The organism is Pedobacter sp. AW31-3R, from assembly GCF_052180285.1.
Taxonomy (GTDB): domain Bacteria; phylum Bacteroidota; class Bacteroidia; order Sphingobacteriales; family Sphingobacteriaceae; genus Pedobacter.
In genome coordinates, this window is the sequence record NZ_CP197475.1 from 3,564,202 (window position 1) to 3,580,518 (window position 16,317).

12 protein-coding genes are annotated in these 16,317 nt (G+C 43.7%); 4 read left to right on the forward strand and 8 right to left on the reverse strand.

The genetic code is table 11. From position 1 onward, the window contains the following. Positions 1 to 180: 180 nt before the first annotated feature. Entirely contained in the window at positions 181 to 2,145 is a 1,965-nt protein-coding gene (locus ACSBL2_RS14730; RefSeq protein ID WP_442587295.1) for a right-handed parallel beta-helix repeat-containing protein, read from the reverse strand. 409 nt (positions 2,146 to 2,554) lie between these two features. Here ACSBL2_RS14730 and ACSBL2_RS14735 point away from each other — a divergent pair, with 409 nt between their 5' ends. Next, a complete protein-coding gene (locus ACSBL2_RS14735; protein ID WP_442587296.1) occupies positions 2,555 to 3,307 on the forward strand; it encodes a ThuA domain-containing protein in 753 nt (250 codons plus the stop codon). A 78-nt stretch (positions 3,308 to 3,385) separates the two neighbouring features. On the opposite strand, the gene ACSBL2_RS14740 is transcribed toward ACSBL2_RS14735, so the two are convergent. Beyond that, positions 3,386 to 5,338 carry a sialate O-acetylesterase gene (locus tag ACSBL2_RS14740; protein WP_442587297.1) on the reverse strand — a complete coding sequence of 651 codons (1,953 nt, stop codon included), beginning with the start codon at positions 5,336 to 5,338 and terminating at the stop codon, positions 3,386 to 3,388. A 192-nt stretch (positions 5,339 to 5,530) separates the two neighbouring features. Here ACSBL2_RS14740 and ACSBL2_RS14745 point away from each other — a divergent pair, with 192 nt between their 5' ends. The 3 genes from ACSBL2_RS14745 to ACSBL2_RS14755 all read left to right on the forward strand — a co-directional run bounded on the left by ACSBL2_RS14745 (position 5,531) and on the right by ACSBL2_RS14755 (position 8,149). Continuing rightward, entirely contained in the window at positions 5,531 to 5,998 is a 468-nt protein-coding gene (locus ACSBL2_RS14745) for a hypothetical protein (protein WP_442587298.1), read from the forward strand. A gap of 231 nt (positions 5,999 to 6,229) precedes the next feature. Then, a complete protein-coding gene (locus tag ACSBL2_RS14750) occupies positions 6,230 to 7,390 on the forward strand; it encodes a sensor histidine kinase (protein ID WP_442587299.1) in 1,161 nt (386 codons plus the stop codon). 75 nt (positions 7,391 to 7,465) lie between these two features. Further along, the gene (locus ACSBL2_RS14755; RefSeq protein ID WP_442587300.1) at positions 7,466 to 8,149 is read left to right on the forward strand and encodes an SIR2 family NAD-dependent protein deacylase; all 684 of its coding nucleotides are present in this window, start codon (positions 7,466 to 7,468) and stop codon (positions 8,147 to 8,149) included. On the opposite strand, the gene ACSBL2_RS14760 is transcribed toward ACSBL2_RS14755, so the two are convergent. From ACSBL2_RS14760 to ACSBL2_RS14785, 6 genes are all read right to left on the reverse strand, one after another. Next, a complete protein-coding gene (locus tag ACSBL2_RS14760; protein WP_442587301.1) occupies positions 8,146 to 9,045 on the reverse strand; it encodes a nucleotidyltransferase family protein in 900 nt (299 codons plus the stop codon). The genes ACSBL2_RS14755 and ACSBL2_RS14760 overlap by 4 nt on opposite strands. Before the next feature lie 5 nt (positions 9,046 to 9,050). Continuing rightward, positions 9,051 to 10,439 carry a phosphoglucosamine mutase gene (gene glmM, locus ACSBL2_RS14765; protein WP_442587302.1) on the reverse strand — a complete coding sequence of 463 codons (1,389 nt, stop codon included), beginning with the start codon at positions 10,437 to 10,439 and terminating at the stop codon, positions 9,051 to 9,053. Positions 10,440 to 10,466: 27 nt separating this feature from the next. After that, positions 10,467 to 11,816, reverse strand: coding sequence for a Gfo/Idh/MocA family protein (locus ACSBL2_RS14770; RefSeq protein ID WP_442587303.1), 1,350 nt, complete (start codon positions 11,814 to 11,816; stop codon positions 10,467 to 10,469). An 88-nt stretch (positions 11,817 to 11,904) separates the two neighbouring features. Continuing rightward, positions 11,905 to 12,930 (reverse strand): phosphotransferase enzyme family protein, encoded by a 1,026-nt coding sequence (locus ACSBL2_RS14775; protein ID WP_442587304.1) that lies wholly within the window; start codon positions 12,928 to 12,930, stop codon positions 11,905 to 11,907. A gap of 144 nt (positions 12,931 to 13,074) precedes the next feature. Continuing rightward, on the reverse strand, positions 13,075 to 14,682 hold the full coding sequence (locus tag ACSBL2_RS14780) for a glycoside hydrolase family 31 protein (protein WP_442587305.1): 1,608 nt from the start codon (positions 14,680 to 14,682) through the stop codon (positions 13,075 to 13,077). 60 nt (positions 14,683 to 14,742) lie between these two features. Beyond that, a complete protein-coding gene (locus ACSBL2_RS14785; RefSeq protein WP_442587306.1) occupies positions 14,743 to 16,311 on the reverse strand; it encodes a DUF4832 domain-containing protein in 1,569 nt (522 codons plus the stop codon). Between the last annotated feature and the right edge of the window lie 6 nt (positions 16,312 to 16,317).

The following is a 16,317-nucleotide window of genomic DNA, read 5'->3' on the forward strand; positions in this document are numbered from 1 at the left end:
TTAAAGGTGATGAAGCTATCATATGCCTATTCATTGCTGTTTGTAAGCGGTAGGCTTATGATGATTTCATCAGAATATATTTTTTTTAAAGGTGGTGAAGCTATCCTATGCCTATTCATTGCTGTTTGTAAGCGGTAGGCTTATGATGGTTTCATTAGTAAGTATTTGTTTTTTAAAATGTTATTTTTTTGTATCCTTAATTTCCTTTACGTGGTTAATTTTCCAGCCTGCTGAAATGGTGGCCCTCTCCCTGAGCAGGTAGCGGTAAGGCTTTTCCAAACCTGCAGCATCCTTTATCGCACCGGACACTCCGGGGCCATTATTTTCCCATACATTGCCGGGGCCGTTGGCATTCTGGAGATATTTTTCCGCTGGTGTCCAATTATCCTTCACTGTGAAAAAAGAAGATCCTTCATCGGTATACAGGTAAAACCAATGTTTAGGGTCATGGGCATAAGGAGCAGTATAAATACTGTCAACCACATTCCCTTCAATCACTGAGGCAGGTTGTGCAGATAGCGTGTATATCCCCGATACATCGTACATATGTTTGGCATATCGCTGGATCCTGTTTGCGGTAATCCTGTTGTTCATCGCGGCGGTCACCGTCCTGGTCCAGCCCCATCCCATAGAAATTCCTGAGTAGGAAACCTCACTGATATCATTGTGGTCAATATGTATCCCATTGACATAACCGGCGCTGATGCCCAGTGTCCCCCAGTCTTCATTGGTCACATCGGTAATCAGGTTATTGCTGATGAGGAGGTTGGTACACACTTCCCTTCGATCAGCAGGTTGATAAGGAAAATGTACTTCCTGGGTGTCGTCGGAAAATACACCTGCCTGAATACCTGAACCTGCAATATCTTTGAATACATTTCCTTTAATCATATCATCATGGTTTCCTCTTTTATAGTCGAGACCTGCAGAACCCAGGTGTTGAAAACGGCAATCCTCGAAGGAAGTATGACTGGAAAAGGTCACTTCTACTGCTGCCGGCGGACGGCCAACCCAGGCCTGGTTTTCCAGCGTCTTCTTGTCTGCTGTGCCGGGAATTTTCAGTGAATAGGCATCTGTCATATACATACCGGACTGATGGGGAACATGCCCTTCTTTTGAAGGCCTTAACCAGGTCGCATGTTCAATACCCACACCTTTAAAAGAAATATAGGAAACCGGTCTGTCGATAGTTCCCAGGATTTTAACCACTGTTTCCAGCACAGGGACTGTTACTTTTGCGGTTTGCAGGTGCTCTCCTTTTCGCGGCCAGTAATACAGTTTACGGTTCAGTTTATCCAGGTACCACTCTCCTGGCTCATCCAGAAACTGTATGGCATTGCTCAGGTAAAAGGCAGAATTGCCATCATCTTTGGAGATACGTGGTGCAGGCCATGGATGCTCGGACTGTACCCTGCTCTCCGGCTGATAAAATGATAATTTGGCACTGTCACCCTTTACCTGCATGTCTTTAATCCTTAGTACGGCTATTGACCACCATTGGTGGATAAACATTTCCATGCCTGCTACTGATTTCAGCCTGGCGGCAGGTGCCGGGATCCAGCAGGTTTGTTCGTCATGATTCCAGGATAAAATCCTGTTCATTGTACCACTGTGTGTGTCCTTTGCCCGGACAGCCTTTACATTGTTGATATACAGCTGCCTGAAGTCCAGAACCTGATCCCCATATACAGGCGCTTCGGTGACCCAAACCCTGCCTTTTGCTGCTGCTGGAAGTCCGGTTACACCTGAACCTGCTTTTTTCCAGGCGCTGACAGTTATTCCTCCGCTTAGTACCGGCATTTCTCCAGGCAAAGCTTCGATGCGTGTGGGGCTAAGTGCAGTTCCTGAATCTTCGGGTCTGATGACTACAGGTTCCTGATGCTGGTAAAGTCCTCCGTACAGGAGGATCTGTATCCCCTGCTGAATTGAAGGGTCAGCTAACCTGCGCATCTCCCTTGCTTTGCGCAACGCCATATCTAAGGTACGGAATGGATGATCTTTACTTCCGGAATGGGCATCATTTCCCTTTGTGGAAACATATAAACGGGCTGAAGAAGGTGGTGTCGGAGAAGATTGTGCAATTAGCTGCGTAAGAGGAAAGAAGAACATCACCACACCGGTAATTCGCCTGAAAATTCGGTTCATTGATCAGATTATATTTGGTTAAAACAATTAATTATTACATTCCATGTGGCCTATCCTGAGGCCCTTCCGGTGAAAATTGTCAATTATCGATGGCAAGATAACAAAAGCATTAACATTTCTGTTCAGGAAAATGAATTAAAACCTGCTCTTAATATTATTTTCCAAAATTTATCTATTGGTACCTATCGTTTGGGAGAAAAAACCTGTTGCCATAGAAAAGCCTGAAATCCAAAGGGTATTCAGAATGGAGAATTCTTCATAAAGCTTCTGCTGCGTAAAGATTAAAGAAAAACAGGATAGCATTTAAGCCTTTAAAGTATTACTTTAGGGATAGATTTAAAAAGTATCGGAGAAAAGAACAGACAAATGTTTTTCGATATGTTGTCCACAGCTAACCAAATCAATGTGTATGAACAAAAACAATAAAGGCCTGCCATTGGCAGCAAGATGCGTATTACTGACAGGTTTTCTCCTCCTGCTGCTACCCGGAGCAATGGCGAAACCTCTGCCCAAAGTACTCGTATTCAGTAAAACCCAGGGATTTCATCATCAGTCTATCGCCACGGGGATCAGGGCTATCCAGGATCTGGGAAAAGCAAACAAATTTGAGGTAGATACCACTACCGATGCTGGAAAGTTTAGTACAGCCTACCTAAAGCAATTTAGTGCAGTGATCTTCCTGAGTCCTACAGGTGATGTATTAAATGAGGCACAACAGCAGGCATTTGAAAAGTATATTCAGGCCGGTGGTGGGTTTGCAGGTATCCACGCTGCAACGGATTGCGAATTTGAATGGAGTTGGTATGGCAAGCTGGTAGGTGCTTATTTTAACGGACATCCGAAACAGCAGGAAGCCATATTAAGGATTACAGATCGCAAGAACACATCCACAAGGCACCTTCCTGAAGTATGGAAACGTAAAGATGAGTGGTACAATTTCAAGTCGGTTGCCGAAGGCCTTCAAATACTGATGACTATTGACGAGAAAAGCTATGATGCCGGTGAAACGAAAATGGGCGATGTCCATCCTGTATCCTGGTACCATGCATATGACGGCGGCAGGGCTTTTTATACGGCTCTGGGGCATACCGAGGAATCCTATTCAGATCCTTTATTTTTACAGCATTTGCTGGGCGGAATCAGGTATGCTATAGGTCAATAGGACCATAATAATGATGTATTACCGATCAACCCGGTCATCAGTTAAAGCCCGCCATAAACTGATGACCGGGTATAAATGTTATTGACCCGTCCTGAAAGGAGAGGCAGGAAGACCTGCACCATTATACAGGTTACATTCGGGATTATTTCCCCAGGCATATCTCACCGCAACAGGGTTTGGAACTTTATCACTGCTGACTATAACTTTATCGCCCCGGATCTCAGCCTTTGCCCAATAGTATTCCTTATCCGCACCTGCGATTGCAAAACCCTTTAATTCACCTTTCCTGGCAACAAGACCACCCTCCGTAAAATCAAAGCTTAGCTCAACCGTATTCCCGTTAATTTGTTGCGAAGTAAACCGGGGGCCGGAATACGCTATATTCTTCCCATAGTTTTTGGCAAGGGCAATCAATGCCAGCCGCCTTCCTACTTCCTGTTTATTTTTAGGGTGAATATCCTTGGCATCACCAATATCAATGGTTACTGCCATTCCGGTATTGGGCAGTGAAAGTGTTTCCAGTTGTGCATCCCTGAGTTCTGCCCATTGAGAATCCACAGGATCCGGAGCCTTGTCCATAAAATTAGCCAACTGCACAAAGTAAAATGGAAAATCACCGGTATTCCATTTGTTGCGCCAGTCTTTTATCATGGCAGGGAACAAGGTTCGGTATTGCACTGCCCTATCTGCATTGGATTCCCCCTGATACCATATTACCCCACGGATACGGTATGGAGTAAAGGGATGAATCATTGCATTATATAATACTGTAGCCCTGTTGGGTTCATTATCAGACACCGGAGCCGCTGTAATATCTTTCAGGTCAATTCCCAGTTTATATTTCCAGTCACCATCAAGGGAAATCTTTTCTCCTGAAGCAGAAGTAAGGGCAAGAACATCTTTGTCGCCATACATTCCACCTCCACCAGAACCATCAAAGATACGTACGGCAATCACATTTTCACCTGGTTTGACTTTATTACCCGGAATGGTATACACCCGGTCAATGTTATAACCTACCGTTTCCCCAATCTGCTCCCCATTAAAATAGGTCAGATCATCATCGTCAATAGTTCCCAGGTGTAACTTCATGGCTTTGCCTGCCCAGGATGCCGGAATGACGACTTTTTTGCGGAAGTAGACGATACCATCTACATTTTTCATAACCGTTTTATCCCAATATCCCGGCAGTTCCATGGTATTCCATCCACTATCATCAGTAGTTGTACTCAGCCACCCTTCCGTACCTTTTCCCTTATCACTGTTGAATACAAGCTGCTTCCAGGATTTATATTCCTGTTCATAGTTTTTACTACTTTTGGTCGCAGCAACCTTCTCCACGGCAGCAGCAAAATCAGGCATATTTTTCAGGGTTGCAGCACTTGTCCATGCTTCAGCAACAGTCCCTCCCCAGGAAGTATGGATCAGTCCGATAGGAATCCCCGTCTCCCGGTACAGTTCCCTTGCAAAAAAATAAGCGACAGAAGAAAAATCAGCGATATACACCGGACTGCAGATGGTCCATCCTCCGTTACTGATTTTAGGAAAAGTGGACAACTCCCTGGTACTGGTTGTTTTTTCTGCCTGAAATAACCTGATGTTTGGAAAATTGGCATTGGCAATTTCCTCTTTATACTGGTCAATCTTGCCCCATCCTGCCAGTGGCATCTCCATATTGGATTGCCCTGAGCACAACCAGACTTCACCAATCATTACATTTGTCAGTGTTACGGGTTGTCCATCACTGACCGTCACCTTATACGGACCTCCAAAAGAAGGTGTATTGACCAGCGTTTTCCAGTTTCCCTGTGTATCTGCTTTAACGGTATACTTTTTCCCAGTCCAGCTTACACTGATCACTACATTTTTACCTGGACCTGCCTTACCCCAGAAAGCAACATCCGATTTCTGCTGTAATACCATATTGGTCGTAAATATGGAAGGAAGAATAATTTTGGAATGTGCATAGCCTGACAGGAGCAGCAGGGTAAAAAGCACAATCATACGTGAATATATCTGGTTTGGTTTCATAAGGATAAATTTAATAATTAAAACGACAATACAACAACCAAATATGATCATGTTTTCTGCATCCACATGAATATATTTATTGAGGTTTTCGCCAGAAAGCTCATCTCTCATTACTGGACAATTGCAGATATTTTTGTAAATTGCAACTCTGAATAGTTAAGAACTCTTATTTAGCAAAAAAATAGACATCAAATGAAACAGTATGTGTTAACGCTATCCCTGATTTTGGGAACTTTGTTTTTTGTGCAAGCGCAGCAAAAAGTACCTACAGCGACAGAACTGGCCGATAAAAACATTGAAGCATTAGATAAAAAACTGAAGTTAAACCCTACCCAACGGAACATCATTTATAACTATACACTTGACCTGTATAAGGAACAAATGGACTTGAATAAAAAGCAACAGGCAGGAATCTACAATGAAGACAGTGTGACGCGCTTTTTCAAGTTCCAGAATGCAACCAATGCGAATATCAGGAAAATCTTAACCAGCAGTCAGCAGAAAGATTACGATCTCTTCCTGGATGAGCAAATGCGTGGTGGGGCTAAAAAGAAGAAAAAGGGCAAACGTGCAAAGGATGAAGAGGAAGAAGTAGTGACTGGGATTGAAGGCCTTAAGTTACCTCCTGCAACGCCGCTTCCTGAAAACAATAATCCTTAGTTTAGCCTGTTGACGACTTATATGGCGACCAGAACAGCCTGTATCATAAATGATACAGGCTGTTCTGGTATTAAGGTAATTCAGATCATTTATCTTCAAGCCATAGGAGGCAATATTTCGTAAGTAGACTTTAAAAAGGTACTTTTGTAATTTATAATTTCAATGATGCAGCGCTTTCCTCTCCCCCCTAATGAAAATGAACGATTAGAAGCTTTAAGGTCTTATCAAATCATGGATAGTATTCCGGAAGAAGAATACGAAGAACTTACCATGCTTGCCTCAGAAATCTGCCATACTCCTGTTTCCCTAATCACGATGATTGATGAAAACAGGCAATGGTTTAAAGCCGCAGTTGGTACAGAAATCAGGGAAACACCAAAGGAACATGCTTTTTGTACCCATACCATTATGAACCATGAGGAGATCATGGTGGTGAGAGATTTAAGGCTGGATCCCCGTTTCTCTGATAATCCGCTGGTCACCGGATCCCCGAATGTGGTATTTTATGCAGGTGTGCCACTCGTGAATAATGACGGTTTTGCCCTAGGATCTTTATGTGTGATCGACCTTGAACCTAAAGAACTCAGCATGCAGCAGCTGCGCTCCTTAAAAATACTGGCGCGTCAGGTTATTGACAAACTTGAACTGAAGCGAAAGCTGGCAGAGTTGGAAAAGAAAAATGAAATATTGCTCGAAGCCAACACCTTTATCCAGAAATTTGCTTCTACCGCGGCCCATGATATAAAAAATCCGCTGAGTAGTATCCTGCTGACCTCACAGCTTTTACACATGCGACTGACAAAAGAAGAGGACAAGAGAAATATAAACCTGGTGGAACTGAATGTCAGCTCCGCGAAAAAGCTGCTCAGCCTGGTAGATGATATGCTTGCCTATTCAAAAAATCCATCATTGTTATTATCTAACCAGCATAGTTTTAACCTCAATGAATTGCTGGAAAGAGTAAAAGGCATGATGGAAATTCCAGACCATATTGAAATTGTTATCCCTCCCAGCAGCAGGTCTATTGTGTGCACCTCTGTAGCCCTGGAGCAGATATTCCTGAACCTTTTGACGAATGCTGTCCGTTACAACAACAAAGAAAAAGGAATCATTCGTATCCTGTTCCGTGAAGAGGAAGATTACTATAGTTTCAAGGTCATTGACAATGGAATTGGCATTGCACCGGAAGACTTCAGCAGGATTTTTAAAGAAGAAGTCGTCCTGAACACAACCGACTGTTTTAATAAAAAAGGCAACGGACTGGGACTAAATACAGTGAAGACACTGGTTGAAAAATTACAGGGGAAAATTGAAGTCGAATCAAGTCTTGGCCAGGGAAGCACATTTATATTTTCTTTAAGAAAACCTGCACCTTCTTTTAACCTATCTTAATTTCAATTTTGTTATTTTAGGGTCTTAATTATAGCAGAGGAAGCTAAGCAGGTAACATTTATAAAAAAGATACAGATGAAACGATTGGTGGTATTCACAGGGGCAGGTATAAGTGCAGAAAGTGGTTTACAAACCTTCAGGGGTGACGGCGGACTTTGGGAAGGTCATGAGATAGAGGATGTAGCCACTCCAGGTGGCTGGCAGCGTAACCCTTCATTGGTTCAGCAATTTTATAATGAACGAAGGAAAGCGGTACTGGGAGCTACACCGAATGCGGCACACCTTGCCCTTGCAGACTTACAAAAAGACTTCGATGTACAAATTATTACCCAGAATATTGATGATTTGCATGAAAGGGCCGGTTCCAAAAAAGTATTACACCTGCATGGTCTCATTACCCTTGCACAGTCTGATGCCAATCCGAACCTGATTTATCCCATTGAAGGCTGGGAAATTAAACAGGGAGACTTATGCAGTCATGGAAAACAGTTGCGTCCCCATGTGGTATGGTTTGGTGAAGCAGTACCTAACTTTGAACCAGCCATAGAATTTTGTAGGTCGGCAGACATTTTCGCCGTTATTGGCTCTAAATTGGCCGTTTATCCTGCTGCTGGACTTCTTGACTATGTGCCATCAACCGTATTGAAATATGTAATCGATCCCGACATCCCCTATGTAGCCGGAGGAAGTAAGGTAAGGAAAATACAGGAGCCTGCCACTATCGGCGTCCCAATAATGGCAAAAGAACTCCGTGCTTAATTCCAGAGATTGGCCGGATACAGTCCGTCCTTAATCAGCTGATCAATACTGGCCTGTGCTATGGGTTTATCCTCTTTGTAAGTCACCCCAAACCATTGACTGCCTGTTGGGATCACTTTAAAATCAACTTTACCCGAATGCAGTAATGTTTCCGCAACAGTAGGGATATAAAATTCAGCAGTTAGGTTTTCCTGGTTTACTTGTACAAATTCCCTGAACAGTTCCTCTGCGACAGGGAACACTTCTGGGGTAAAACCCCAGAAATTCATCGAGACGAGCGTATCTGTACTTAGAGGATGAAGATGGTTGTCTTCTTCGTAGCAGATACGATCTGCCGCAGTCAGCACCTTGGTTCGTTCTACAATATCTTCCAGGTAGCCCTCTGCACTCACTCTGCAAATTCCACGGGATACGGCACCATGGTCTGATAAGGTTTTACTGATCTCATACCCAATCATGGAATAGCGTTCCGGGCTCACTTTTTCCGTTAAAAATTCATGCATTTTTTCAAAAGCATCAAGCCCGTAAAAATCGTCTGCATTAATCAGGCAAAAAGGTTCTTTAATGGCATATCTTGCTGCGAGGATCGCATGCCCCGTTCCCCAGGGTTTAGTCCTGTCAATTTCCAGGTCAATGCCAAACTGCTGGAGGTCAAAGTTCTGAAATACATAATCGGTAGCAATTTTCCCATGAAGTTTTGCATCGAATATCGCTTTGAAATTTTCTACAAACTCTTCTTTAATGATAAATACAACTTTACCAAAACCAGCTTTGATGGCGTCATAAATAGAATAGTCAATAATAGTTTCATCATTAGGGCCAAAACCGTCTATTTGTTTCATACTGCCATACCTGCTGGCCATACCGCCAGCAAGGATCAATAAGGTGGGTTTCATATCTTTTAATTTTGATGGAGAATTTGATGAATATTGGCAATAATACTGTTCGCCAAGTTGTTCGCTGCCTGTTCTGAGGCTGCTTCTGCATATATACGGATAATGGGTTCTGTATTGGAACGTCGCAGGTGCACCCATTCCTTTCCAAATTCTATTTTTAATCCGTCAATGGTGGTATGAGGCTGCTGACTGTACAGTGCCTCTACTTTCCACAGCAGGGCATCAATGTCCATATCTGCTGTAAGAGTAATTTTATTTTTTGAGATAAAATATTCAGGATAGGACGCACGGAGAACTGATACAGTCTTACCGCTTTTGGCGAGCTGTGTCAGGAACAGGGCTATTCCGGCAAGGGCATCACGGCCATAATGCAGCGCAGGATAAATGATCCCACCATTGCCTTCTCCACCAATGATCGCCTGGGTTTCTTTCATTTTCGTCACCACGTTCACTTCCCCTACCGGCGCCGCGGTATAGGTTGTTCCTGCCCATTCTGTAACATCGCGAAGGGCGCGTGTAGAAGACAGATTAGACACCGTATTGCCGGGGGTATGCTGAAGGATATAATCAGCAATAGCCACCAGCGTATATTCCTCGCCAAACATCCTGCCTTCTTCGGTCACAAAACACAGGCGGTCAACATCCGGATCTACGGCAATCCCCAGATCAGCACCCCTTTTGATGACTTCCTCAGACAAGGCCACCAGGTTTTCCGGCAATGGCTCCGGATTATGGGGAAATTCCCCGTTCGGCTCAGCAAATAGTTCATATATGGTTTTTACGCCCAATGCTTTCAATAAAGCAGGGACAAAAATTCCACCGGTAGAATTCACGCTGTCAATGGCTATTTTGAAATCAGCCTCTGTAATCGCCTCCACATCAACCAATGGTAACGCAAGTATCTGATCTATATGTATTTTAAGATAGCTATCATCCATCATTACTTTACCCAGCTCATCTACTTCAGCGAAGGTAAAATCACTGTTTTCCGCGATCTCCAGCACCAGTTTTCCTTCAGCATCATTGATGAATTCCCCGTTTTCATTTAATAATTTCAGGGCATTCCACTGTTTAGGGTTATGGGATGCAGTGATGATAATTCCTCCGGCGGCTTTCTCCAGTGGAACGGCAATCTCCACTGTCGGTGTGGTGGACAGGCCAAGGTCAACCACATCAATCCCCAGCCCCTGCAATGTTCCTGTCACCAGGTGATTGACCATGCTGCCCGAAATACGGGCATCACGGCCAATGACGATCTTTTTCAAGCCTGATTTTTTTACGGCCCAGGTGCCAAATGCGGATGTAAATTTAACGATATCAAGTGGAGTCAGGCCCTCAGCGGCCACCCCACCTATGGTTCCCCGGATACCGGATATTGATTTGATAAGTGTCATGTTCTAAATACCTGTCTGTTCTAATTTCTAAAATCCGCTGTCATCCAATGCAAAGGTATTTTTACGCTCCTTCCAGGTACCTTGGGTAAAGTCAGGGAATTTCTGCGGCATATTGCCTTCTTCAATTGATTTTTCAGACAGTGGGGTGATCACACTCATCGTCAGCGAGTCATAAATATCAATCGGTGTCTGTTTACGTTGCTTAACGGATTCAACAAAGGCGTTGAATACATACCAATCCATTCCGCCATGTCCAGCCCCTTCCGCTTCAGTCTGATATTTTTTCCATAGCGGATGGTCATATTTTTCCGTCCATATTTTGGCGCTGTCCCATTCATCGTATGACTTTGACTTGCCTTCGATATAGATCGATTCTGCAACATCCATCCAGATCCCTTCCGTACCCTGCACCCTGAAACCGATAGAATAAGGTCGTGGAAGATGGGTATCATGAGTTAAAGTCACCGTTTCGCCGTTGGCACAGTTCAGCATCGTAGTAACAATATCACCGTTTTTGAATTTGATGGATGCATTTTTATGACCGGGAGCTACTTTATTGATATAAGAATTCAGTCCGGGTGACTTTGAAGCGAAAGACACCAGGTTGGTAAACTGGTTTCCACGGTTGATATCGATATAATTCATCACTGGCCCAATACCATGTGTCGGATAAATATCCCCGTTACGGTCGGCATTGTACTGTGTTCTCCACTGTGCTTCTCCTACCGTATTTGGGCCGAACTCCGCTCCTTTTCCGTCGAAATGCTTTCCGTCGTTAAACAATACGCCACGAAGGTCATGCTGATATCCGCCTTCCAGGTGTACCAGTTCCCCGAATACATTTTGTCTCACCATATTCAGCACTGCCATCACATCCCTGCGGTAACATACATTTTCCAATGTCATGTAAGGAACTTTTGTTTCTTCATATACCTTTAAAATATCCCAGTGATCGTCTACGGTAATTCCGGCAATCACTTCGCAGCCTACATATTTACCTGCACGCATGGCATAGATAGCCTGTTCCTTGTGAAACTGCCAGGGCGTAGCTATAATAACCCCGTCAATATCTTTTCTGTCCAATAGTTTTTTATAGGCATCAAGTCCACCCGTATATTCTTTGGGCAATCTTTTACCGGCTTTAACAAATTGCTCCCTGCAATATTTTAAGGAGCTTTCCTGTAGGTCACATATGGCAACGATCTCTACGTCTGAACGAAGCAATCCTTCCCCAATATGGTTTCTTCCACGTAGACCAACGCCAATATAGCCCAGCCTGATCTTATCTGCATTCTTCCCGAATAATAGTCCTGAAGGCAATATTGTTAACCCTGCTATTCCAACAGCGGTATTCTTAACAAAATGTCTGCGATCCATAGTTTTTAATTTTTAATTTGGTTTATATCTTATGTGTTATTCTTCTATTCCTCGTTCATCTGTGTAAAGAAAGTGTAGTGCTATCTGATCAGATCTCTTCTTTTAAGGAAGATTTATAATTTTTAATTTCCGACAATATTGTGTTTTGCATCTGGACTGTACTGGCATCCAGCATCTTCAACAACTGTAACTGTGCCCTGCAACGTTGCAGATTGTGGTGTTCAAACTTGATCTTGAAATACGTATCCCCGTTGATATAATCGGTAAGAAACCTGACGGCCTGCATGTAAGGCAACAGCAGCACACCCTTTACCAGGGAATTGACCTCATTATCCGTAATGAACCGGCCTGCTTCCTGCAGGTAACCTTTGGTATATGCATTGAAAAGCGGCATATTCAGTTGTATAGCCGAAAGGTTTTCTTCATCCTCAGGACGGGTATTGATAATGGTCCGTATGGCATCACCAAAATCAAATGCAATATATCCATCCATTACCGTATCCAGGTCGATTACACACTGGGCTTCATCTTTGGCATCCAGCAGCACATTATTGAACTTGGTATCATTATGTGTGACCCTTTTCTGCAGCATAAGCTGTTGTTCGGGCTGTTGAAAATACAACATAGAATCGGCATAACCGGCAATCCTATCCAGTTCTGCCGCTACACTGCTCAACCTGGACGACAAATTATTCCTTATGGCTTCATCCAGTTGTTCCAGACGTTTTTGAATATTATGGAAATCGGGAATCACTTCATACAGACTTCCTGCTGGCAGATCGGATAACATCGCCTGGAATTTGCCAAAGGCCTTACCACCTTCGTAAGCTTGTTTTTCTGTTTCCACCAGATCGTAGCTCTTGGTGTCTTTGAGAAAATAACACATCCGCCAGTAATCTCCTGCAGTATCTTTATAAAAGAATTTCCCATTTTTTGCAGGGATCAGGGTCATCACCTCTTTCTCCGTATCTCCTCCCTCTGCCATCACCTTCAGCTTTAAATGATCAATCACCTTCGTCATATTTTCAGTCAGTTCTTCCACATTCTTAAATATATGATGATTGATCCGTTGTAACAGGTAATCACAACCGTTAGTGCTGTTATTTTTAATCAAATAAGTATCGTTTATATGCCCTGATCCATAGACTTTCAGGGAAAAAACAGCAGCCTCACAATCAAATTGTGAGATAACCTCTGATATGTTCTTTACACTTTGCAAAATATAATAGGTTAATTGTTCATAATTAATAACAGGACATTATTGTTTTATCAGTTCAAACACGGGTAACCTGTCCATGGCTACTTCCTGTTCTATAAGTGTTGGTCCTTTGATCTTTTTCCCGTTATCACTCTTCCAGGTACCTTTCGGCAGGTATATCTTTTTCTTAGCGGAGCTCGTTACCACAGGGGCTACGAGGTACTTACTCCCTAGCATGAACTGTTCGGTTACTTCCTCCATTCCCTGACCGGGAAACTCATATTCCATGCTCCTCACTATGGGCTGCCCGGTGGCTACGGCTGTTTTCAGCAGCTGCATCAGGTATGGGGTATACTTTGCTCTCAGCGATACCGCTTTCTTAATCATCTCCAGGTTTAAGGGGGACAACACCCGCCAGGGGGCGACAGAAAACTGCATCATTGGCATCAAGGCAGAACATTGTGCCGAGCGTACCACCAGCGACTCATCGAGTTTATCCCGACCAATGAACGAACCATATTCGCCACCGCCAATCATATCGGGACAGGTAAACTGATACCCCAGCAGACCAGCAGTAGTCAGGTGAGGGATCAGCTTCTGAAGATCCTCCCAATTGTGTTTTTTATCACGCAAACGCTGAACCAATGGTTCCCCGCCCATCTTCCACATGGCACGGTATTCATTCAGCGGATAATCGAGCCCCAATTCCCCCCATAACCTGCTGTGCTCATTGGGACTTGCTTTTTTGAAGGATAAGGCTGAAGCAGGATAAAAATCAGCATCACCGGCATCAAACTTAAAACCATCCAAATGATAGGTGTTCACCATATGGTCCAGTCTTCCCTGAAACCATTTTTTCGCTTCCGGATTCGTGAAATCCATCACCGCACTATAGCCGTTCCACCAGCTGATGATGGCAGGTTTGTCGGCCTGAGCCCATTCCATGGATTGGTCGCCCGTATTGTCAAACAGCAGTAGCTTTTGCGCCTGAAGATCTCTGAACACCTCTGTATCAGGCGAGATAAAAGGACTCACCCAAAGCATCACTTTAAATCCAAGCTGGTGCAATGTATCCACCATACCGGTAGCATCCCTAAACCGGTCTGCCCTGAAATCAAACCTTCCATAATAGTCTGCCCAGTTATCATCAATCATAATTACTCCTGGAGGAAAACCATTTGCGATGATATCCTTCGCATATTTCAGGATATCGTCCTGATTCTGGTTATAGACCAGCTCAATCCAGGTATTGTATTGCGGACGCGTAAACAATAATGTATCTGGCAGCTTATTTTTGCTCGGAAAAAAACGCTTGCTTGCATTGCTGAAAGCATCCCTCAGGGTCTTCCCACTGGCGTCCAGTGTCAACACACTTTTTACTTCTGTAAGGACTAGCTGGTTATTGCTGAAGGAAAATTTAAAGGGTTCTTCGCTCCAGATATACCTGCCTTTGGTAGACAGCAATAAAGGAACGGCCTGATTCCCCTGAATATCTGCATACAAATTAAGGCTGTATCCTTCCTTGAAAGGCATCAGATGGGCATTGTTTACTGCACCGCCATACCATTTCTCACCCTCAGTGATATCGATAGTTTGTTGGGCAGCTAAGTTCGTAGCCATGCTGCAACAGAGCAACACGACATAGAGATATTGGATAGACCTGTTCATTCTTCTTTTTTAAGGTATAGATTGTGTTTTAATATCATCAGCAGGATAAAATCCTGCTATTTAATGTACTTCGATCGTATGGTTCAGTTTATTGAAACCAGTAGTTTCTTCCCAGACATTGTTGTTGGCCAGGCGGATACTGTATTCTGGCCTTGACGCAATGCTGGCATATTCATCCGGCAGGTTCAATAACATTTCATACTTACCGGCAGGGAAATCTGATGGGATTTTGATACTTTCTTCTACTTTCAAGGTTCCACTGAACCATCTTCTCACATCCGTAGCCAGGTCAAACGTTTTCAGCTCACCACTCGTCGTATTCCGCAATACCAGCTTTGCTGTTCTTTTATTGTAGGGTGAAGCATAACCCGCATTTTTTACATTCAGCACAAGGTTCAGGGAAGTCCCTTTCACCACATGGTCAGGAATAACGGCAGTTTGAAGGACAAAGCGGTAACCCAGGTTTTTCTTAATATTATCCATACAACCACCGGATTGCCAATCGTTGTTTACAGCGGTATTGTAATGTGCATTCAGGTAGCTAAAATGCATATCTGCAAGTTCCTGCTGCGCTTTACCTGAAGGTTCACAGTCGTTCAGGCTATAATCATCTGAACAGGTTTCCCCACCTACCACAACAAACTTACTATCGGCCTTCATATAATCTCTAAGGGCGTTCAATACCACTCCATCGGAGGTACGTGGACCAGAGCTGTTTCCATAATCCTCAAATGTTCCGAAATCGTTGGTACTGGCCAGGAAGCAATCGTTATGGTACCCTATCCTGGCATTATCCTCTACACCAAAAGCAGCAAGTTCTGCTAAAGGTGCTGAAGTCAGCACTGAATTTACACCAAATAGGTAACGTTGCTTAAATTGAGGATAACGTACCTGTACCATTCGGTCGGTCGGCATCGCCGCCAGTAAGGCTTTCAATACCTCTATCCTGTCCAGCCAGTTCTGATCCGTTAATGTACTGTTCTGTCCCCCATTCAAAGAGGCATCTCCAAAGAAATCACTGTAATAATTTTCTCCCCAAATGCCCATAAATCCGAGCTGGACACAGGCAATCACATCTGCATTGTTCGTAAGAACAGTTTTAAGCTGGGTGATATGGTTTAGCACCACACTTTTTGCTGCATCACCATAAGGCGGACAGATAAAGCCTTCCGGACAAGTGCCCGGAGTGGCAGTTGCGGTATAGACAAAACGTGGGATCAGTTTAACACCCGCTGTTCTTGCGGCCACCATATCCTTTTCCATATTGCTTAGAAAATCTGCTGAGATGGCGGTAGTAATGACATTGTCTAGGATATAGTACCTGAAGACCAGGGTACTGTAGACATCATAAGTGGCACTGGGTATCGTCTGTAGACTACGGTAGCTTTTCAGTTCTGCAGCATCCAGCAGGGAGTAATCACTGGAGTTGGTTTCTGAGTACCTGTAAAATCCCCTTTCAGGATTTGGAAAGTCTTCTGTACTTTCTGTATAGGTCACATTTATTTTTTCCACTTTCACCAGGCCTGAGTCTTCGCTTTTGCAGGATGCAAACGACGTTGCCACTGCAATAGAAAGACAAACACTATAGTGCCTTAAGTTTTTATATATCATGTCATTGAAGCCGTTCATATGAAT